Annotated in this window: 13 protein-coding genes and 21 tRNA genes; 21 read left to right on the plus strand and 13 right to left on the minus strand. The window is 43.5% G+C overall.

From position 1 onward, the window contains the following. Positions 1-266: 266 nt before the first annotated feature. From CXF83_RS09510 to CXF83_RS09555, 10 genes are all read right to left on the minus strand, one after another. Positions 267-494, minus strand: a complete 228-nt coding sequence (locus tag CXF83_RS09510) for a hypothetical protein (RefSeq protein WP_101089292.1) — start codon at positions 492-494, stop codon at positions 267-269. Between the two features lie 107 nt (positions 495-601). Next, positions 602-677, minus strand: a tRNA-Val gene (locus CXF83_RS09515). Between the two features lie 46 nt (positions 678-723). Continuing rightward, positions 724-799 (minus strand) — tRNA-Val (locus CXF83_RS09520). A gap of 45 nt (positions 800-844) precedes the next feature. Beyond that, positions 845-920: transfer RNA gene (locus CXF83_RS09525), tRNA-Val, on the minus strand. A gap of 45 nt (positions 921-965) precedes the next feature. Next, positions 966-1,041 (minus strand) — tRNA-Val (locus tag CXF83_RS09530). Positions 1,042-1,085: 44 nt separating this feature from the next. Further along, positions 1,086-1,161: transfer RNA gene (locus tag CXF83_RS09535), tRNA-Val, on the minus strand. A 45-nt stretch (positions 1,162-1,206) separates the two neighbouring features. Next, a tRNA-Val gene (locus CXF83_RS09540) sits at positions 1,207-1,282 on the minus strand. A 40-nt stretch (positions 1,283-1,322) separates the two neighbouring features. Continuing rightward, a tRNA-Val gene (locus CXF83_RS09545) sits at positions 1,323-1,398 on the minus strand. Positions 1,399-1,447: 49 nt separating this feature from the next. After that, positions 1,448-1,523: transfer RNA gene (locus CXF83_RS09550), tRNA-Val, on the minus strand. A gap of 47 nt (positions 1,524-1,570) precedes the next feature. Further along, positions 1,571-1,646: transfer RNA gene (locus tag CXF83_RS09555), tRNA-Val, on the minus strand. A 439-nt stretch (positions 1,647-2,085) separates the two neighbouring features. Here CXF83_RS09555 and gltX point away from each other — a divergent pair. The 13 genes from gltX (at position 2,086) to CXF83_RS09620 (ending at position 6,400) form a co-directional block, all read left to right on the plus strand. Beyond that, positions 2,086-3,495: a glutamate--tRNA ligase gene (gene gltX / locus CXF83_RS09560; RefSeq protein WP_101089234.1), complete on the plus strand. Its 1,410-nt coding sequence runs from the start codon at positions 2,086-2,088 to the stop codon at positions 3,493-3,495. Between the two features lie 103 nt (positions 3,496-3,598). Continuing rightward, positions 3,599-3,674, plus strand: a tRNA-Ala gene (locus CXF83_RS09565). 221 nt (positions 3,675-3,895) lie between these two features. Continuing rightward, positions 3,896-3,971 (plus strand) — tRNA-Glu (locus tag CXF83_RS09570). A 107-nt stretch (positions 3,972-4,078) separates the two neighbouring features. Further along, a tRNA-Glu gene (locus CXF83_RS09575) sits at positions 4,079-4,154 on the plus strand. 107 nt (positions 4,155-4,261) lie between these two features. Further along, a tRNA-Glu gene (locus tag CXF83_RS09580) sits at positions 4,262-4,337 on the plus strand. Positions 4,338-4,456: 119 nt separating this feature from the next. Then, positions 4,457-4,532: transfer RNA gene (locus CXF83_RS09585), tRNA-Glu, on the plus strand. Positions 4,533-4,778: 246 nt separating this feature from the next. After that, a tRNA-Glu gene (locus tag CXF83_RS09590) sits at positions 4,779-4,854 on the plus strand. A gap of 119 nt (positions 4,855-4,973) precedes the next feature. Then, positions 4,974-5,049: transfer RNA gene (locus CXF83_RS09595), tRNA-Glu, on the plus strand. Between the two features lie 105 nt (positions 5,050-5,154). Beyond that, positions 5,155-5,230, plus strand: a tRNA-Glu gene (locus CXF83_RS09600). Between the two features lie 274 nt (positions 5,231-5,504). Then, a tRNA-Glu gene (locus CXF83_RS09605) sits at positions 5,505-5,580 on the plus strand. A gap of 262 nt (positions 5,581-5,842) precedes the next feature. Next, positions 5,843-5,918: transfer RNA gene (locus CXF83_RS09610), tRNA-Glu, on the plus strand. A 274-nt stretch (positions 5,919-6,192) separates the two neighbouring features. Beyond that, a tRNA-Glu gene (locus CXF83_RS09615) sits at positions 6,193-6,268 on the plus strand. Positions 6,269-6,324: 56 nt separating this feature from the next. Next, positions 6,325-6,400, plus strand: a tRNA-Ala gene (locus CXF83_RS09620). Positions 6,401-6,893: 493 nt separating this feature from the next. Here the strand turns inward: CXF83_RS09620 and CXF83_RS09625 are convergent. Further along, positions 6,894-8,723: an ABC transporter ATP-binding protein gene (locus CXF83_RS09625; RefSeq protein ID WP_101089074.1), complete on the minus strand. Its 1,830-nt coding sequence runs from the start codon at positions 8,721-8,723 to the stop codon at positions 6,894-6,896. Positions 8,724-8,901: 178 nt separating this feature from the next. On the opposite strand from CXF83_RS09625, the gene CXF83_RS09630 reads away from it, so the two are divergent. From CXF83_RS09630 to sstT, 7 genes are all read left to right on the plus strand, one after another. After that, positions 8,902-10,431: an AlkA N-terminal domain-containing protein gene (locus tag CXF83_RS09630; RefSeq protein WP_101089073.1), complete on the plus strand. Its 1,530-nt coding sequence runs from the start codon at positions 8,902-8,904 to the stop codon at positions 10,429-10,431. Further along, a complete protein-coding gene (locus CXF83_RS09635) occupies positions 10,428-10,958 on the plus strand; it encodes a methylated-DNA--[protein]-cysteine S-methyltransferase (RefSeq protein WP_101089072.1) in 531 nt (176 codons plus the stop codon). Before CXF83_RS09630 ends, CXF83_RS09635 begins: the two co-directional genes overlap by 4 nt. 125 nt (positions 10,959-11,083) lie before the next feature. Next, positions 11,084-12,406, plus strand: a complete 1,323-nt coding sequence (locus tag CXF83_RS09640; RefSeq protein ID WP_101089071.1) for a DEAD/DEAH box helicase — start codon at positions 11,084-11,086, stop codon at positions 12,404-12,406. A 55-nt stretch (positions 12,407-12,461) separates the two neighbouring features. Continuing rightward, entirely contained in the window at positions 12,462-12,932 is a 471-nt protein-coding gene (locus CXF83_RS09645; protein ID WP_101089070.1) for a phosphatase domain-containing protein, read from the plus strand. A gap of 27 nt (positions 12,933-12,959) precedes the next feature. Next, positions 12,960-14,504 carry a phospholipase D-like domain-containing protein gene (locus tag CXF83_RS09650; RefSeq protein ID WP_101089069.1) on the plus strand — a complete coding sequence of 515 codons (1,545 nt, stop codon included), beginning with the start codon at positions 12,960-12,962 and terminating at the stop codon, positions 14,502-14,504. A 90-nt stretch (positions 14,505-14,594) separates the two neighbouring features. Continuing rightward, positions 14,595-15,497 (plus strand): chemotaxis protein, encoded by a 903-nt coding sequence (locus CXF83_RS09655; protein WP_101089068.1) that lies wholly within the window; start codon positions 14,595-14,597, stop codon positions 15,495-15,497. 189 nt (positions 15,498-15,686) lie between these two features. Beyond that, positions 15,687-16,907 carry a serine/threonine transporter SstT gene (gene sstT, locus CXF83_RS09660; protein ID WP_101089067.1) on the plus strand — a complete coding sequence of 407 codons (1,221 nt, stop codon included), beginning with the start codon at positions 15,687-15,689 and terminating at the stop codon, positions 16,905-16,907. A gap of 125 nt (positions 16,908-17,032) precedes the next feature. On the opposite strand, the gene CXF83_RS09665 is transcribed toward sstT, so the two are convergent. Further along, positions 17,033-18,403: a Gfo/Idh/MocA family protein gene (locus CXF83_RS09665; protein ID WP_198553571.1), complete on the minus strand. Its 1,371-nt coding sequence runs from the start codon at positions 18,401-18,403 to the stop codon at positions 17,033-17,035. 382 nt (positions 18,404-18,785) lie between these two features. On the opposite strand from CXF83_RS09665, the gene CXF83_RS09670 reads away from it, so the two are divergent. Beyond that, entirely contained in the window at positions 18,786-19,121 is a 336-nt protein-coding gene (locus tag CXF83_RS09670; protein WP_308303198.1) for a hypothetical protein, read from the plus strand. Between the two features lie 108 nt (positions 19,122-19,229). Here CXF83_RS09670 and CXF83_RS09675 read toward each other — a convergent pair whose 3' ends face one another. Further along, the gene (locus CXF83_RS09675; RefSeq protein WP_101089064.1) at positions 19,230-19,883 is read right to left on the minus strand and encodes a pseudouridine synthase; all 654 of its coding nucleotides are present in this window, start codon (positions 19,881-19,883) and stop codon (positions 19,230-19,232) included. Positions 19,884-20,087 lie beyond the last annotated feature (204 nt).

Here is a 20,087-nt window from a genome sequence, read left to right on the forward strand (position 1 = left end):
ATACAACTAATTTTAAGTGATGCTTTTTAGATATGCTGAGGTCATTTTATGAAGTGAGATAATGAGGTGTTCTGACAAAGTGACTTTTTTATGCTTGTTGGCGTAAGCCTTTGAGCATTTATCGCGGTTTAATATCTTGTCGATATGGTTCATTTATGCCTTCTGCAATATCGACGCTACTACATCGAAGTAGACAGCAGATGATTGAAGCAAATAGCGATTATATGTCAAATATATCTAGCAGAGCTAAACGGTATTGATGAGTATTATTTAGTCGGATTTATCTGGTGCATCACAGTGTCGCTAGGAAGCAACTCAAGGTGACCTTGCTCGTCGAAATACCAACCCGTAATGAAACCCTTTTGACGCATTCTGACTAAGTTTTGCATGACTTCTTTTGCTTCTACAAGCGCAGTTTGTTGATCGTATTGATACGTGAGCTTTAAGTAGGCGGCAATACTCGAAAGTGAAGCCGATTGACTAACGTCAGCCATGAGATTCATCCAAAAATAGAACATACTAAAGGATAGTTGAAATTGGGAAGTACTGAAGAAAAATAGATAAAGAAATGGTGTGTAACATCGAATCTAGAGGGGAAATATGGTGGTCGATACTGGGCTCGAACCAGTGACCCCCTCCTTGTAAGGGAGGTGCTCTCCCAGCTGAGCTAATCGACCTGGGGCTTACTCATTGTACTAACGGTTATTCTCTTTAGTAAGAGAATGGTGGTCGATACTGGGCTCGAACCAGTGACCCCCTCCTTGTAAGGGAGGTGCTCTCCCAGCTGAGCTAATCGACCTGGGGCTTACTCATTGTACTAACTGTTATTCTCTTTAGCAGAGAATGGTGGTCGATACTGGGCTCGAACCAGTGACCCCCTCCTTGTAAGGGAGGTGCTCTCCCAGCTGAGCTAATCGACCTGGGGCTTATTCATTGTACTAACTGTTATTCTCTTTAGCAGAGAATGGTGGTCGATACTGGGCTCGAACCAGTGACCCCCTCCTTGTAAGGGAGGTGCTCTCCCAGCTGAGCTAATCGACCTGGGCTTACTCATTGTACTAACTGTTATTCTCTTTAGCAGAGAATGGTGGTCGATACTGGGCTCGAACCAGTGACCCCCTCCTTGTAAGGGAGGTGCTCTCCCAGCTGAGCTAATCGACCTGGGCTTACTCATTGTACTAACTGTTATTCTCTTTAGTAAGAGAATGGTGGTCGATACTGGGCTCGAACCAGTGACCCCCTCCTTGTAAGGGAGGTGCTCTCCCAGCTGAGCTAATCGACCTGGGCATTCTTACAATAAAATATTCACATCATCAAAAAGATGGTGGTCGATACTGGGCTCGAACCAGTGACCCCCTCCTTGTAAGGGAGGTGCTCTCCCAGCTGAGCTAATCGACCTGGGAATACTTTAACAACGTTGTTTTTAGATAAGCTTCATCTAGTTAGATGGTGGTCGATACTGGGCTCGAACCAGTGACCCCCTCCTTGTAAGGGAGGTGCTCTCCCAGCTGAGCTAATCGACCTGGGACTTATCTAATTTTAACAACTATATTCTATTCAAAATAAAATATGGTGGTCGATACTGGGCTCGAACCAGTGACCCCCTCCTTGTAAGGGAGGTGCTCTCCCAGCTGAGCTAATCGACCTCGCTGCGTGGGGCCGTATTATAGGGGGGAACGATCTACTGTCAACGCTTTTTTAGATAAAAGGTGGTGCGCGGTTCAATTTTGCACGTATTGAAGCATAGTTAATCATTTCCGTCACGTAGCGTTGGGGGAAGTGATCAAATTTAGGCTTAATCATATTAGCGTGTTCGAATGAAAATGGTATATTTTGAGAGTGAAACGGATCTAATTTACGGAGATTAACGATTAATGGTGCAGGATAAAGTTAATCATTTTTTATTGAAGGAGGGCTAAAGACGGATAAAAGTCAGTCTAGTGCTTAAAAGTGTCATTTCGGCCACAAAAATTGCCATATAGTAGCAGAACTATTTTCCCTGACCGCTTTGGCTGTTAGAATGTGCGCCACATTCATTGGTACAGTCTATTATTTAGACTTTCTATATTAGGTCAGTGTCCCATTATGACAATTAAGACGCGTTTTGCACCAAGCCCTACTGGTTTCCTACACGTTGGTGGTGCTCGAACAGCACTTTATTCATGGTTATATGCACGTGCAAACCAAGGCGAATTTGTATTACGAGTAGAAGATACAGATATTGAACGTTCTACACCAGAAGCATGTGCTGCGATTCTAGAAGGGATGGAGTGGTTAGGTTTAAACTGGGATGAAGGTCCTTACTATCAAACCAAGCGTTTCGACCGTTATAACGAAATCATCGCGCAAATGTTAGAGCAGGGTAGTGCATACAAGTGCTATTGCAGCCGCGAACGTATTGAACTTATGCGTGAAGAGCAAGCCGCTAAAGGTGAACAACAGAAGTATGATGGTTGTTGTCGTTATAAAGCACCTCGTGATACTGATGAACCATTTGTGATTCGTTTTAAAAACCCGACAGAAGGCAGCGTTGTTTTCAATGACCACGTACGTGGGCGCATTGAAATATCAAATAGCATGTTAGACGATTTGATCATCGCTCGTACCGAAGGTACACCTACTTATAACTTCTGTGTTGTCGTTGATGACTGGGATATGGGTATTACGTGTGTTGTTCGTGGTGAAGACCATATCAATAACACACCGCGTCAAATCAACATTTTGAAAGCGCTTGGTGCCCCGATCCCTGAATATGCTCATGTGGCGATGATTTTAGGTGATGACGGTGCTAAGTTGTCAAAGCGTCATGGTGCCGTTGGCGTTATGCAATATCGTGACGATGGCTATTTGCCTGAAGCACTGCTTAATTACCTGGTTCGTTTAGGTTGGTCTCATGGTGATCAAGAAGTTTTCTCTATTGATGAAATGAAGCAACTCTTTAAGCTCGATGATATCAATAAAGCAGCTTCTGCCTTTAACACTGAAAAGTTGAATTGGTTGAACCAGCATTATATTAAAGAGATGGATCCAGAATATGTAGCTTCTCATCTTGAGTGGCACATGGCTGATCAAAATATAGATACCAGTAATGGCCCTAAATTAGCTGAAGTGGTTACCGCACTTTCTGAGCGAGCTAAAACGCTGAAAGAGTTAGCGTCATCGAGTCGTTACTTCTTTGAAGACTTTAGCGACTTTGACGAAAACGCAGCTAAGAAGCATCTTCGAGGCGTTGCAATGGAGCCTCTTAAACTTATTCAGTCAAAATTATTACAACTGGAAGAGTGGAGTGTAGAGGCTATCCATCAAGCAATTGAAGACACCGCCAGTGAATTAGAGGTAGGAATGGGCAAAGTGGGAATGCCTTTACGCGTAGCGGTTACAGGCGCGGGTATGTCACCAGCTGTCGATCTAACCTTATTCTTGGTTGGAAAGGCTCGCTGTGAACAAAGAATCTCCAAAGCGATTGAATTTGTAGCAAATAGAATAAATTCCTAAAAAACGAGTTGACACTTTTGGGTGTGCTGCATAGAATGCGCCACGCAGTTGAGACACTGGTAGCAAATGCTTATAGTGCACTCAAAGGTGATTTAGTTAGTGAGGGGCCTTAGCTCAGCTGGGAGAGCGCAACACTGGCAGTGTTGAGGTCAGCGGTTCGATCCCGCTAGGCTCCACCAATTAACTAATCTTAAGCGTTAAATCTTAGCCTACAAGATTTGATGAGTATTCACTCTTTGCAGAGTCTAATGCAGTCCGGGTCCCCTTCGTATTAAAGAAGAGAGCGCCTAGGACACCGCGCTATTTTTATAAAGAGCAGGGCGGTTGGTATCACTTTAAATGCCTTCTAAAGTGTTACTGGTAGGTCTTCGTTATATTAGAAGTAAAACAATATGTCCGGGTCCCCTTCGTCTAGAGGCCTAGGACACCGCCCTTTCACGGCGGTAACAGGGGTTCGAATCCCCTAGGGGATACCACTATTTAAAATTGTTTGATTTATTTCGAATGATAGTAAACAAGCGTTAAATCTTAGCCTACAGGATTTGATGAGTATTCACTCTTTGCAGAGTCTAATGCAGTCCGGGTCCCCTTCGTCTAGAGGCCTAGGACACCGCCCTTTCACGGCGGTAACAGGGGTTCGAATCCCCTAGGGGATACCACTATTTAAAATTGTTTGATTTATTTCGAATGATAGTAAACAAGCGTTAAATCTTAGCCTACAGGATTTGATGAGTATTCACTCTTTGCAGAGTCTAATGCAGTCCGGGTCCCCTTCGTCTAGAGGCCTAGGACACCGCCCTTTCACGGCGGTAACAGGGGTTCGAATCCCCTAGGGGATACCACCTTCTTTTTTCGGAAAGAATAAAATTGCTGAGTAATTGGTGATTTGAACTTAAGCGTTGAATCTTAGCCTACAGGATTTGATGAGTATTCACTCTTTGCAGAGTCTAATGCAGTCCGGGTCCCCTTCGTCTAGAGGCCTAGGACACCGCCCTTTCACGGCGGTAACAGGGGTTCGAATCCCCTAGGGGATACCACTATTTATTTTTCTTGACGTATGTCGAGAGATTAAAGCAAGCGTTGAATCTTAGCCTACAGGATTTAATGAGTATTCACTCTTTGCAGAGTCTAATGCAGTCCGGGTCCCCTTCGTATTAAAGAAGAGAGCGCCTAGGACACCGCGCTATTTTTATAAAGAGCAGGGCGGTTGGTATCACTTTAAATGCCTTCTAAAGTGTTACTGGTAGGTCTTCGTTATATTAGAAGTAAAACAATATGTCCGGGTCCCCTTCGTCTAGAGGCCTAGGACACCGCCCTTTCACGGCGGTAACAGGGGTTCGAATCCCCTAGGGGATACCACCTTCTTTTTTCGGAAAGAATAAAATTGCTGAGTAATTGGTGATTTGAACTTAAGCGTTGAATCTTAGCCTACAGGATTTGATGAGTATTCACTCTTTGCAGAGTCTAATGCAGTCCGGGTCCCCTTCGTCTAGAGGCCTAGGACACCGCCCTTTCACGGCGGTAACAGGGGTTCGAATCCCCTAGGGGATACCACTATTTATTTTTCTTGATGTATGTCGAGAGATTAAAGCAAGCGTTGAATCTTAGCCTACAGGATTTAATGAGTATTCACTCTTTGCAGAGTCTAATGCAGTCCGGGTCCCCTTCGTCTAGAGGCCTAGGACACCGCCCTTTCACGGCGGTAACAGGGGTTCGAATCCCCTAGGGGATACCACCTTCTTTTTTCGGAAAGAATAAAATTGCTGAGTAATTGGTGATTTGAACTTAAGCGTTGAATCTTAGCCTACAGGATTTGATGAGTATTCACTCTTTGCAGAGTCTAATGCAGTCCTAGCTCTTTCTTATAAAGAATCTTCGTATTAAAGAAGAGAGCGCCTAGGACACCGCGCTATTTTTATTAAGAGCAGGGCGGTTGGTATCACTTTAAATGCCTTCTAAAGTGTTACTGGTAGGTCTTCGTTATATTAGAAGTAAAACAATATGTCCGGGTCCCCTTCGTCTAGAGGCCTAGGACACCGCCCTTTCACGGCGGTAACAGGGGTTCGAATCCCCTAGGGGATACCACTATTTAAAATTGTTTGATTTATTTCGAATGATAGTAAACAAGCGTTAAATCTTAGCCTACAAGATTTGATGAGTATTCACTCTTTGCAGAGTCTAATGCAGTCCTAGCTCTTTCTTATAAAGAATCTTCGTATAAAAGAAGAGAGCGCCTAGGACACCGCGCTATTTTTATTAAGAGCAGGGCGGTTGGTATCACTTTAAATGCCTTCTAAAGTGTTACTGGTAGGTCTTCGTTATATTAGAAGTAAAACAATATGTCCGGGTCCCCTTCGTCTAGAGGCCTAGGACACCGCCCTTTCACGGCGGTAACAGGGGTTCGAATCCCCTAGGGGATACCACCTTCTTTTTTCGGAAAGAATAAAATTGCTGAGTAATTGGTGATTTGAACTTAAGCGTTGAATCTTAGCCTACAGGATTTGATGAGTATTCACTCTTTGCAGAGTCTAATGCAGTCCTAGCTCTTTCTTATAAAGAATCTTCGTATTAAAGAAGAGAGCGCCTAGGACACCGCGCTATTTTTATTAAGAGCAGGGCGGTTGGTATCACTTTAAATGCCTTCTAAAGTGTTACTGGTAGGTCTTCGTTATATTAGAAGTAAAACAATATGTCCGGGTCCCCTTCGTCTAGAGGCCTAGGACACCGCCCTTTCACGGCGGTAACAGGGGTTCGAATCCCCTAGGGGATACCAACTTTTTATCTCGAAAGAGTAAAATTACTGATGTATGTCGGTAGTTCGCTTCATACGGGGCCTTAGCTCAGCTGGGAGAGCGCAACACTGGCAGTGTTGAGGTCAGCGGTTCGATCCCGCTAGGCTCCACCATATTGACCATTAATTTGGTAAATACAAGAAACCACCTCAAGGTGGTTTTTTTGTGCCTATAAATTGGGAATGAATACGGCCTTATTGCAATGATGGGAGCCTATCAACACTCTAGCGTCCACGTTGCTATCCTCAGCATTGAGGTCAATGTCATATGCAGACATATATTTAGTGCATATAAAATGGGATTATTACTTTAGTTTCACTGTCTCACAGGAGAAATAGATCTAGCGTACAACTTTAAATAGCGATGATTTGTGTCTAGTAATAGCAAGCGCATTACATAAGTGGTCTAAATATTCATGTGAAGAAAGGAGCTTATACAAGGCGTAAATTACAGTAATTCGTTATTCTCGTTATAAAATACACTACAGCGTACAAGCCCATTTTAGCCATTAATAATGGCCAGGGAATTGATGCTTTTGTATAAAGTAAAGCCACCGTTAACGGTAGCTTTAACTATAAATTACTTACTTCATGACAAGCTTGTTAGTTAGTCTATCCCTAAGAAGCCGCCCGTTTGGTGGGCCCATAGCTGAGCGTAGATCCCATCAGAATGGATCAGTTCTTGATGGGTTCCTTGTTCAACAATTTTCCCTTCATCGATCACGATTAATCTATCCATTGCAGCAATAGTCGATAAGCGGTGTGCAATAGCAATAACCGTTTTACCTTCCATTAGCTGGTATAAACTTTCTTGAATCGCAGCCTCTACTTCAGAATCTAACGCTGAAGTTGCCTCATCAAGTAATAAAATGGGCGCATTCTTTAGTAGGACGCGTGCAATAGCAACTCGCTGACGTTGACCGCCAGATAGTTTTACACCACGTTCACCGACTTGTGCGTCAAGCCCCGTATTGCCTTCAGGATCGCTTAGTCCTTGAATAAACTCATATGCTTGTGAATGTTTGATGGCACTGGTTAACTCGTCTTCAGAAGCATCTGGGTTACCATACAGAATATTCTCCCTAATGGAGCGGTGGAGCAGGGAGGTATCTTGGGTGACCATACCAATATGTGCGCGTAGGGAATCTTGAGTGACTTGGGTTATATCTTGTTTATCAATGAGAATTTTACCTGCTTCGACATCATGAAAACGCATTAACAAGTTAACTAATGTTGACTTACCGGCGCCGGAGCGGCCAACTAAACCCACTTTTTCGCCAGCTTTGATATTCAGATCTAAGTTGTCTATAACACCCGTTTTTTCACCGTAATGAAAACTCACGTCGTTAAAATCAATACTACCTTTATCAACCGTTAGATCTGGCGCATTATCAATATCGGTTATCTCAGTTGGCTTCGATAGCGTATTCATACCATCTGCAACAGTCCCTATGTTTTCAAATAGAGAGCTTATTTCCCACATTATCCATTGAGACATACCGTTAAGGCGTAAAGATAAGCTAATGGCAATCGCAATCGATCCAACAGTAATAGCACTATCACTCCATAGCCAAATAGATACCGCTGCAATACTAAACGCCAACATGTAGTTAATGATCTGCACGCTAACATTTATCCAAGTCACAAGGCGCATTTGGCGATAAACAGTATGTAAGAATGTCTTCATGCTGCCTTTTGCGTATTCAGCTTCTTTCTGGGTGTGAGAGAATAATTTTACCGTGGTAATGTTGGTATAACTATCGACAATACGCCCCATCATGGTTGAACGAGCATCAGCTTGTTCTGTAGATACTTTTTTAAGTTTTGGTAAGAATTTTACTTGTAAAGCAATGTAGACCAGCAGCCAGACAAGCATGGGTAGCATTAGTCTCAAATCGGCTTTTGCTATCATCACGACCATAGAAGTGAAATACACCAAAATATACACCAACACATCGAGCAACTTAGTGACGGTTTCTCTTACGGCAAGGGACGTCTGCATCACTTTGGTGGCAATACGCCCCGCAAAGTCATTTTGATAAAAAGACACGCTTTGTTTGAGCAAGTAGCGGTGAGCAAGCCAGCGAATAGACATGGGGTAGTTGCCCAATAGCCCCTGATAAACAATCAATGCGTGCAATAAGACCAATGTGGGGATAACGACTAAGACAAGAATAGTCATTCCCAGTAGCTTCATACCTTCTTTTTCAAGCAGCGTTTCAGGATCATTGTTGATTAAAAGGTCGACCAGATCGCCCATAAAACCGAATAAAGACACCTCTAATATGGCCAGTAGCGCCGTTAAAATAGACATAATGATTAACGGAACTTCAAATCCTTTGGTGTAATGACGGCAAAAGGCATATATCCCTTTAGGGGGTTGTTCTGGTTCTTCTGGGGGCAGCGCATTTACCCAAGATTCAAATCTCTTAAACATGTAATGTCTCAGTTGTTATTAATAGTTTATCAAAGTGTTGCTTCTATGGAGGTAGCATACTAGGAATTGTCTAGTTAAGGGGAGAAAGCTAAATTTATATTCAGTTCCGTTTTCCGCTAGTGGTAAAGACATTGATTGGGTAATATTCATTTAATGCTTAGCTTAAAACGGAAACATAATGGTTGATCACGATTGTACGATCGCAAGTGAAATTTGCCGAAAAGCTAGGCTGGCACGAGATGCTAGGTTTGATGGGCAATTTTTTACAGGGGTACTTACCACCGGTATTTATTGCCGCAGCATTTGCCCCGCGGTGAGTCCCAAAGAGGAAAATGTCCGTTATTTTGATTCCCCTTTAAAGGCGGCAAATGTCGGTCTTAGGCCTTGCTTACGCTGTCGTCCCGATAGTGCTCCTGGTTCATTTGCTTGGAAAGGTGTAGCAACTACATTGGAGAGGGCTATCTCTCTAATTGATGTGGGCGTGCTTACCGGAGCTGATGCCATCAGTATTGAGCAACTGTCAGAACGTTTGGGGGTAAGTAGTCGCTATCTGCGTAAGCTCTTTACTGAAGGGGTTGGCACTTCAATCAAACAATATGCACAGTATAGACAGTTGATGTTTGCTAAACAGCTATTGCATCAAACAGAGTTAAGTATTACTCAAATTGGGCTTGCTGCGGGTTTTAACAGTATCCGCCGCTTTAACGAGGTGTTTAAACAAACATTGAAATTAACGCCTTCAACCTTTAGAAAACAGGTCATATCTGCAAATATCAAACTAACCAAAAACAGTCACTCAAAAATTAATGAGGTTGATGTCCCTTCTGTAGAACCAATAAAATTGAGTGTCGAACTGTATTATCGTCCACCATTTGCATGGCAGCAACAGCATGATTTTTATCAGGTTAGGGCTGTCAGTAATATGGAGTGGCTAGAGGGGGACAATAATTATGGTCGCAGTTTTACGACGAATGGGGTGAGTGGTTACTTCGACGCTAATCATAATAATGCCCGTAATAGTTTTAACGTCGATATTGTATTAGATAATGAACAAGGTCTTTCAGAGCTTAGCGCTATCATCGCAAATATTAAAAGGGTGTTAGATCTTGATGCCAATATGCAAGCTATAGAGCAAGTGTTGCACTTGCTCGCGCCATTGCAGCAAAAGATTATCCCAGGATTGAGGTTACCCGGCACTTGGTCAACCTTCGAGGCTGGGTGTCGAGCGGTACTTGGACAGCAGGTTAGTATCATTCAAGCGTCAAAGTTATTGAATCAGTTAGTACTTTCCTACGGCGAACGGCGTATTATTAGCGATAAGGACGTCGTTTTGTTTCCTACTGCAGAGACGGTAGCGAACGCGAGTTTAGATGAACTTAAGATGCCGGGTACTAGGAAATTAGCGCTTAATGCATTAGGCGAGTTTGTAACACAAAACCCCGCTGCAGATATCAATGATTGGCTATCAATTAAAGGCATTGGCCCGTGGACCGTCGCTTATGCACATATGCGTGGGGCGAGTAGCCCTGACGTATTATTGTGTGGAGATTTGGTCGTTAAAAAGCGCGTGTTAACTCTTTATCAGCAACACAACGAAGTGCTGGAGTCGGCACCTGCAATAGATTACAGCGCTCTGACAAAAGAGATCGCCAGTACCGTGAGCCCGTGGGGAAGTTATTTAACCTTTCAGTTGTGGAATTTATCATGAAGCCGTTAATACCATTAGCAAAAATTAATTTTGATACTAGCGCGGGTATTATCTCAATCTGTGCCAACGCATCAGGGATCTCTCATCTAAATTTTGTTCCGCAATCAACAGACGATTGGCAGACAAGAGAGTTGAGCTTGGATGTCACAACAGACGTTGAATCATTAGCGCTCGCCACAATGCACTTAAACCAAGCAAAGAGTGAACTGCTCGAGTATTTTGCGGGTCAGCGGCAACAATTTAGTGTGGCCTTGGCGCCGAAGGGGACTGAATTTCAACAGCAAGTTTGGCAAGCGCTTGGTCAACTGGGTTTCGGTGAAACATGCAGTTATGCCGATATAGCGAGCCAAATAGGTCGACCCAAAGCGGTGAGAGCCGTCGGTACAGCCAATGGCGCAAATCCCATCGCCATCATTGTGCCTTGCCATAGAGTGATCGGGAAAAATGGCACGTTAACGGGGTATGCCTATGGTATTGCGCTTAAGCAAAAGCTGTTACAAATAGAAGGGATCAGTCTATTTAAGTAATGTTTAGCGCTCATGTTGACTAAAACTCAGTGCTTGTTAAGGCTATTTAGCATCAAATAAAAGCTTTTGAAGCGATATTAGCGTAGAATAACGCCCTTATTTTTGATTAGGCAACGCCCGTAAATATGACTCAGCCAGACCTGACAACTAAAGCCATTTCAACCTCTGTGGATAATGCCGCGAATCGCCGTTCTTTTGCGGAGTTAGGGTTGATCCCTGAACTGTTAGAAACGCTTAAAGCATTGGATTACCAGTCTCCAACCGCGATTCAGCAAAGCACTATTCCAGCCGTTATCGCGGGTCAAGATGTGTTAGGCGGCGCGATCACAGGCTCTGGGAAAACAGCGGCTTTTGCATTGCCTATTATTCAGCTACTTGCTACATCATCAAAGCAAAGTAAGCAGAGTAATGTTGTTTCTAGTTTAGTGCTGGTGCCTACACGAGAATTAGCACAGCAAGTTGCTGACAGTTTTATGCGCTATGCACAGAGCATTAAGCCTAATCTAAAGGTGTTAGCGGTTTACGGTGGTGTTTCAACCAATACCCAAATGCAGAGCTTACGCGGTGGTGCAGATATTCTGGTGGCGACGCCAGGTCGACTACTCGACTTGATATCAAGCAATGCGGTTAAGCTAGACAAAGTGAGCACGCTCGTCCTCGATGAAGCGGATCGCATGTTGAGCTTAGGCTTCACTGAAGAGTTAACCGCGTTACTTGCGCTAATGCCTGCTAAAAAGCAAACATTACTGTTTTCAGCGACTTTTCCTGAAGAAGTGACTTTGCTGACCCAATCATTGCTTAATAATCCGGTTGAAGTTCAACTGCAAAGCCAAGAAGAAAACACCTTGGTGCAGCGTGTTATCACGGTTAACCGTAACCGTAAAACACCTTTGTTAGTGCAGCTTATTAAAGAGAATGATTGGCAACAAATTTTAATCTTTGCCAGTGCCAAATATACCTGCGATCGTTTAGCACATAAGCTTGATAATGCAGGGATCAAGGCCGAGATCTTCCATAGTGATAAAGCCCAAGGCACAAGAACTCGGGTTCTCGATGGTTTTAAACGAGGCGAGATCCAGGTGCTTATTGCTACTGATATTGCGGCGCGCGGTATTGATATTGAAAAACTGCCTATTGTCATTAACTATGAGCTACCACGTAGCCCTGCTGATTACATGCACCGTATTGGTCGAAGTGGCCGTGCTGGCGAAGCGGGTATAGCACTATCGCTGATCTCTCACGATGAATACCAGCATTTCGCAGTGATTGAGAAAAAGAACAAGTTAAAGCTTGAACGTGAACAACATCCAGGTTTTGAAGCCGATAAAGAGGCACCTGAAGATTGTCCATCACGGATAGAAAAACCGATGGCAAAACCAGCGGGTAGCGGTAAGAAACATCGTAATAAGCTGCCGCAGGCAAACACAGACCTTTGGTCAAAAGAATAAGTCTCCATTGTAAATTTTACTTCGTTTAACACTAATAATTTATCTAGGAAAAAGTATGCAGCACCTATTTTGGTTAGTAGAAGGACAAATTGCAGGACGCAGTGGCCCCAATAAAGACGCATGGAATTTGTCTGAATTGAAAGAAGAGGGCATAGATGCCATTCTTTCCGTCAATAATGGCGAGTCGTGTGAAGATGCAGATTTTTCTTCTGTAGGCATTGAATACAAGTGCATTCCCTTTTCGCGCAATGCGCCGCCAGAAGCAGGGGATCTAGAGTTCTGTGTCGAACAAGTGCCAAAAGCACTGGCTTATATCAGAGAATGCGAAGCACAACATAAAACAGTGCTTATCCATTGCCGCTCTGGTAAAGATAGAACAGGCCTCATTATGGCTTACTATTTAATGGATAACGGTGCAGCGCCATTGCATGCAGTGAGTCAGATAAGAGCCATACGCGACATTGCTTTTAGCGCTGATGGCTGGGATCAATTTGCATTTGATGTGCTTTATGCGTTACAAGAATAGATACTAGTTAACGACTGAAGTTATTTAATGAAAGCAATCGGATTGCTTAAAAGCTTATCAATCAAATCAATGTTTATCTGGGCAGCCATAATATTACAGGTTGGCTGCCAGACTTCTCCTCAATACCCCGATAAAACATCTACATTCAAGCTTGCGACACAAACTCAATCGGTACTTTCCCAATATGTGGCAGCCGATCTTCAAGCTAATCCCGATTTAACGGGAGTAGTGCCATTAATCGACGGTGTAGATGCTTTCATCGCAAGGCTGGCATTGGTTAATGCTGCGACGACAAGTATTGATCTGCAATACTATATTTATCGCGCTGATGAGTCCGGTAGGTTGCTGTTATGGCACCTAATGGATGCCGCTGAACGCGGAGTTAGAGTGAGAATACTGCTCGATGATATGGCGACTAAGGATGCTGACAACACGCTACTGTTATTAGCAATGCACAACAATATTGATGTTCGGTTATACAATCCCTCATTTGAACGTCACTTTAGAAATCTCGCTTTTATCAGTAGCTTTTCTCGTTTAAACCATCGAATGCATAATAAGTCGCTAACTGTTGATAACAGCATTACCGTAGTGGGTGGCCGCAATATTGGCAATGAATATTTTTCTAACAACACGGATGTCGACTTTGGGGATTTTGACTTAATGGCCATTGGTGAGGTCGTCGATGACGTGTCGGACCAATTTGATTTGTATTGGAATGCACCTTTAACGGTTGAAATCAATGCGCTTGTTGAGGGTAAGGCGACTGAGCTGGAGTTAGCGCAAGCAATGGTCGTGGTTGATAGCGCTAAAGTGGAGTATCAAGATAATCCATACATGAAGCGTTTGTTAAGTAGCCAGTTAATACAGAAGATGGCTAATCATTCATTACCTTGGTATTGGGGACAGGCTAAACTTATTTATGATCAACCTGATAAACAAAACCATCAATTAGACTCTGACAGTATTCTGGCCAATTTAGGTGCTTTTCTATCGCAAGCTAACCAAGAAGTTCTTATTGTATCACCGTACTTCGTGCCCACTAGAGCGGGCGCTAATAACTTAATTGCAGCGGTCGAAAAGGGCATTAAGGTTACCATACTAACCAACAGCCTAGCGGCAACGGATGTGTTGGCAGTACACGCTGGGTATCGGACTTACCGGCAGCGGTTATTAGAATCTGGGGTGAGAATATTTGAAGTTAAAGCCAACCTAGAGCTGAAACGAAGCAGTAGTTGGACTGGAAGCTCAAAGAGTAGTCTGCATGCTAAAACGTTTATTATCGATAAACACTCTCTATTTGTTGGCTCTTTTAATTTTGACCCTCGCTCTGCATGGTTGAATACTGAAATGGGCCTCATTATTCGCAATCGTGAGCTGGCAAGTGAGGTGGTTAATGGCATAGGGGAAAGCTTAGCGGCAAATACTTATCGACTGTCAATTAGAGATGAAGAGATCGTCTGGCATGATGATTCGAAGCAGCGAGAAATATATACCGAACCCGATGCTGGCCTTTGGCGTAAGTTTTTAGTCGATTGCATCGCATTGCTACCCATTGAGTCACAGCTTTAATTGAGAGTTTAATATGATTGGGGTAAAGTTTACCCGAGGTAATCTGGGATCCGCCAGCAAGATGGGTTTATTAAAAGAGACGGCAGCATAATGAAAAGTAAGGCAAAGCAAGCTCAAGGGTTATTATTGTTTCAGCTGTCATATACTCAGTTGTTTGCGCTGGGAACACTAAAGGTGCGTGAGTTGGTGCCTTATAGTCCATTGAGTGTCATACCTCACTCTCATCCCACTATTTTAGGTGCCGCAACAATACGTGGCACCACTATTCCTGTTGTTGATATGGCCGCTGCAGTGGGTTATCGGCCTATATCGGAACAGGAGCGTAAAGATTGCTATATTATCATTACGGACTGCCAACGTATGGTGATCGGCTTCCTAGTGCGAGCTATCGATAAAATCATCGAATGTAACTGGCGAGATATAGAAGCGCCTCCGAATAATTTAGGCAAAAATGCTTTTTTGACGGGGGTGACACGTATCGACGATAAGTTAGTGCAATTACTAGACGTAGAGCTATTACTGTCAAAAGTCTTTCCAGCAAGCCCTGAAACAACAAGAGCGATATTGACGGATGTACAGCGAGAGCGTCTCAAGCCCTTACACATTTTGCTTGTTGATGACTCGATGGTGGCACGTAAACAGTTGTCTGACGCACTTGATAGCATCAATATCCCTTATCAGGTTACCGCCGATGGCCAACATGCTCTTTCAATTATGAAGCAAGCTGAAAAAAGTGGTCAGGCGATTGATATTCTGGTTAGCGATATTGAAATGCCTGGCCTAGATGGTTATGAATTGGCATTTGAGGTTAAGAATAATCCGGCGATTGCCGATGCCTATATTATCTTACATACGTCGTTATCGAGTGAGATCAGTGTGAGTCAGGCTCATCAAGTGGGTGCTGATGAAGCGCTCACCAAATTCGATGCGCATGAGCTTATTGACGCGATGTTACGCGGCGCTAATAAAGTACAAGTCATCGCCAATGTTTAGTAGCTTGTTAGTAAGATGCTATCTCTGAGTAATATCCAAGGCTAAATGTCTACCAAAGGTAGACAACTATGGTCACATCCGATACAAACAGTGTGGAAGGAAGATTAATTTTATTTAAGGCTTACCATTTTGCTGATAACCCTTAAATCAAATTGATACATACTAAAAATTATAATGATAGGTTAAGTAATGAATCAAAAAACATCACTGTTTGCCAAGTTGGCAAACAGCAATCTTGTGCTACAAATTCTAGCCGGTATTATTGCCGGTGTCGTGCTCGCGACAGTATCAAAAAGTGGTGCAGAAAGTGTCGCTTTTCTTGGTGAACTTTTCGTAGGAGCGCTGAAGGCAATCGCGCCTATCCTAGTGTTCATTCTCGTTGCAGCTTCTATCGCGAATCAAAAAAAGAACGCCAAAACAAATATGCGTCCTATTGTGACGCTTTATCTGTTTGGTACCTTTTGTGCGGCGTTAACAGCGGTACTGATGAGCTTTGCATTCCCTACCACATTGGTATTGGTTACCGGTGCTGAAGGTGCTACTCCACCAGAAGGGATCGGTGAAGTGATCAATACCTTGCTCTTCAAATTGGTCGATAACCCAGTTAACGCTCTAATGACTGGTAACTATATTGGTATTCTTGCTTGGGGCGTCGGACTCGGTTTAGCCTTGCATCACGCGAGTGATTCCACCAAACAGGTCTTTGCCGATGTAAGCCATGGCGTTTCACAAATGGTACGCTTTATTATCCGCTTAGCGCCTATTGGTATATTCGGTTTGGTGTCAGCAACATTTGCAGCGACCGGCTTTGAAGCGATCGCAGGTTATGCACAATTACTTGCAGTATTACTCGGCGCGATGGCAATCATGGCGTTAGTGGTTAACCCTGCTATTGTGTACTACAAGATCCGCCGTAATCCATATCCGTTGGTATTCACTTGCTTGCGTGAAAGTGGTGTGACAGCGTTCTTTACTCGCTCAAGCGCTGCGAATATTCCCGTTAACATGGCGTTGTGTGACAAGCTTAAGCTACATGAGGATACCTACTCAGTATCAATTCCTTTAGGTGCGACGATTAACATGGGCGGTGCGGCGATAACGATTACGATCTTAACGCTTGCCGCTGTGCATACCATGGGTGTTCAAGTTGATATCTTAACCGCCATATTACTCAGCGTTGTTGCCGCGGTCTCTGCTTGTGGGGCATCTGGAGTCGCGGGTGGTTCATTGCTACTTATTCCACTGGCCTGTAGCTTATTTGGGATCTCCAATGACGTTGCTATGCAGGTCGTTGCCGTCGGCTTTATCATTGGTGTGATTCAAGATTCTGCTGAAACTGGTTTGAACAGCTCTACTGACGTTCTCTTTACTGCTGCCGCATGTGAAGCCGCGGAAAGACAGCAGGGCTAATACGGTGAGTATTATGTCGCTGGGTTAAATCACAGTGTAAAGAAAGCCCCGCAACTTAGTTGACGGGGCTTTTTTATTAATCGAATAAGTTACTGAATAGCTTAATAGACAGATTAGCGGAGAAACTATGCGCCAATGATCCCCAATGGCTTACCCGTTTTCCAGCCACCACGAGTGAAATCTGGGAAGTTAACCGAGTTACTGCGGTTGTTGACTGATGCTTCACTGAGAACATTGACCACAGACCATGCTGCACCATCGTATACATCCTGATCGAGTGCTTCTCCGTTTCTGAGGCAATAAACCATTCTCCAAAGCATTAAAAAGTCCATACCACCATGGCCGCCATTTTTTTCAGCCTCTTGGCCCATTCGCTGCCAAAGGGGGTGGTCGTATTTGTCATACCACGGAGCCATGTCCCTATCCCATTGATGGAAGTTACCATTGCCATTTTTTTCAATCGCAATACGATTTGGGAATCCAGCGAACACACCGTTAGTACCTTGTATTAAATTATGACGACTGTAAGGCCTCGGGGTTGTCGTATCATGCTGTACCATAATGGTACGGCCTTTGGCAGTTTTAATGAGACTGGTGTTAATATCGCCGTTGATATAATTAAGTTGATTGCGTTCATGATCTTCAGGAAACTCTCGTTGAGCGTACAATGCTCGGCCTAACGCTGGAGAACTCATCGAGGTCAAGTAGTCGAAACGGTCACCGCGGTTAATGTTCATATACTGAGATACAGGGCCTAAGCCGTGGGTCGGATATAGGTTGCCATTTCTTTTGGTGTGCCAGTAGGTACGCCATGAGCCTGTTTTTTGGTTTACCTCTTTCATTTGCCAGCGCAGTTCATGGATATAAGCTGCCTCACCATGCAGGAGCTCGCCAAATACTCCCTGACGAACCATATTGAGCACCATTAACTCATCTCGACCGTAGTTTACATTTTCCATCATCATGCAGTTCTTCTGGGTCTTTTCTGCGGTGTTGACGATTTGCCAGCACTCTTCGACGGTAAGAGCGAGTGGTACTTCTACAAAGGCATGCTTCCCGCTTTCCATGGTATCGATAGCCATAGGGGCATGCCATTCCCATGGCGTAGAAATGATGACCATGTCGATATCTTTGCGGCTTAGTAGTTCTAGGTAAGCTCGCTCACTGCCGGTGTGGCGCGCTGGTGCCTTGAAGCCTTGCTGCTTTACAAACTCGATGGACTTGTCTAATGCCAAAGGGTTGGTATCGCATATTGCTACTATTTCAACGCCTTCTAAGCGGCAAAAGTGTTGTACATGCCCTGAACCGCGTTGCCCAACACCAATAAAACCAACTCTTACCGTTTCCATTTTTGGGACAACTAACCCCATAACACTGCTCCCTAGCGAGGGAGGCCGAGGAACTAAATTTTCTGTTGCTGAAAAAGATGATGTCGCAAAGCTTGCTGCAGCAAGGCTCGCTGTTTTTAAAAAGTGTCTGCGATTAAGTTTCATTATCGGTCCTATAGATGGGGCACAATAGCGTTAGCTGACTCGAAGTCCTATTTTAGCTTTTGTATTCCAACAAAGTTATATCAAACTTATTGCGTTGATGGCTAAAAAAAGTCGTTACGGTTTGTTGCACTTGCCTTTTTATTCAGGTTTACTAAAGTTATGCATATAAAGTGACTTATATCGCGTTTTTATTTTTAATGTGCGATACAATTTCATTGTAGAGGTAATGGGTATTTTTGTTGCAAACATTATTTCAATGACTGATTTTAATAACAATTATTTTACAAGTTAACCGTTTGGGGTAGTGAAGTCGATGGCTGTTGTGAGTAATGGAACAAAAAAAGTTATTCAAATTGAGAATAGAACAAAACTCAAGGAGATAGAAATGTCGGTAGTCGAAAAGCGTAGGCGTTTATTTTGGCAAGATACGGATCTTGAGACCAGAGAGGTTATTGGACGTTGGGTTGATGAGAGACCACTGCTGGGTGATAACATCACTGTTTACAAGCTAGCGGATACTTATTATCTAGAGACTTGGTACAACGATGGTTGCCACAGCTTAGATGAGATGATCTCAAAAGAGTCGGCTGATGGTGTGAAGCTAGAGGATAAGGGCGGTAACATTTTCGGTGAGTATTTTATGCTGACGGCAAGTAATGAGCTAATGTTCTGTAATTCCAGCTTGTGTTATTACACGGCGACTAAGGCTGAAGCAGCATAAGCACTGATTATAAATACTTTAGTTAAGAGTGTTGTATAAGTGCCGGTGAATTGAATGTTAGATAAAATAGGGGGCAAGAGCCCCTTATTATTGGATAGCATTTGAAGCTTAAAAAGAACAATAACTGCGAAATAATGTCTTTTTACCTGTGTAGGGGTGGGTAAAACTGAGCTCTTGCGCATGCAGTTTTAACCTGGGTGCAGCCTCAATTACCTGCTTGTTGCCATAAAAATCATCACCTAAAATGGTGTTACCTATCGCAAGCATATGAACGCGAAGTTGATGTGTTCGGCCTGTGACGGGTTTTAGCATTAACAAAGTACTATTGACTCTCACTTCAAGAGTTTGATAATGGGTAATTGCGACCTTGCCATTGTCACTCACTTGCTGCTTGGGCGGATTGGTTTTATCAGCCGCTAACGACAGTTCTATTATTCCTTCGGCATGGTTGAGATGTCCGCTTACTTCGGCAATATAGGTTTTCTTAGTTTTCCGGTCTTGAAACTGGGTTTTTAGGTTTGATTCTGCCTTTTTATTTCGAGCAAACACCATGATGCCAGACGTTGCACAATCTAAACGGTGCACCAATATTGCATCGTTGAATCGTTGTTGAATTCGAGTAAGAGCACAGTCATAGGTATTCTTTGCTATCCCAGGATTAGAAAGTAATCCTGACGGTTTATTAATGATAATGATGTCTCGATCGACATAACGGATATCTAACCAAGGGATATTAGGTGGCTGATAGGTAAATATTTGCATGAATTCTCCTGTTGCGAGGTAATTCTAGCAAAATAATGCCCTGCGACAAGTGACAATTGTCTTCTAGGTCTTTTCTAAGCGGAAGAATATCGATAATCGGGGATTGGGTTATTGTGTTTGAACATAAAATAGACAGTAATAGCGCTAGAATCCACAGCATTAATCATTTGCCATTATTAACACTAAAAGCTCACCACCTCCATG

It is taken from the genome of Shewanella sp. Choline-02u-19, assembly GCF_002836205.1.
In the GTDB taxonomy this organism is placed as follows: domain Bacteria; phylum Pseudomonadota; class Gammaproteobacteria; order Enterobacterales; family Shewanellaceae; genus Shewanella.

Coding starts and splice junctions, on each gene's coding strand:
- CXF83_RS09510 (WP_101089292.1), bottom strand. CDS start 494: ATGGCTGACGTTAGTCAATCGGCTTCACTTTCGAGTATTGCCGCCTAC.
- gltX (WP_101089234.1), top strand. CDS start 2,086: ATGACAATTAAGACGCGTTTTGCACCAAGCCCTACTGGTTTCCTACAC.
- CXF83_RS09625 (WP_101089074.1), bottom strand. CDS start 8,723: ATGTTTAAGAGATTTGAATCTTGGGTAAATGCGCTGCCCCCAGAAGAA.
- CXF83_RS09630 (WP_101089073.1), top strand. CDS start 8,902: ATGGTTGATCACGATTGTACGATCGCAAGTGAAATTTGCCGAAAAGCT.
- CXF83_RS09635 (WP_101089072.1), top strand. CDS start 10,428: ATGAAGCCGTTAATACCATTAGCAAAAATTAATTTTGATACTAGCGCG.
- CXF83_RS09640 (WP_101089071.1), top strand. CDS start 11,084: ATGACTCAGCCAGACCTGACAACTAAAGCCATTTCAACCTCTGTGGAT.
- CXF83_RS09645 (WP_101089070.1), top strand. CDS start 12,462: ATGCAGCACCTATTTTGGTTAGTAGAAGGACAAATTGCAGGACGCAGT.
- CXF83_RS09650 (WP_101089069.1), top strand. CDS start 12,960: ATGAAAGCAATCGGATTGCTTAAAAGCTTATCAATCAAATCAATGTTT.
- CXF83_RS09655 (WP_101089068.1), top strand. CDS start 14,595: ATGAAAAGTAAGGCAAAGCAAGCTCAAGGGTTATTATTGTTTCAGCTG.
- sstT (WP_101089067.1), top strand. CDS start 15,687: ATGAATCAAAAAACATCACTGTTTGCCAAGTTGGCAAACAGCAATCTT.
- CXF83_RS09670 (WP_308303198.1), top strand. CDS start 18,786: ATGTCGGTAGTCGAAAAGCGTAGGCGTTTATTTTGGCAAGATACGGAT.
- CXF83_RS09675 (WP_101089064.1), bottom strand. CDS start 19,883: ATGCAAATATTTACCTATCAGCCACCTAATATCCCTTGGTTAGATATC.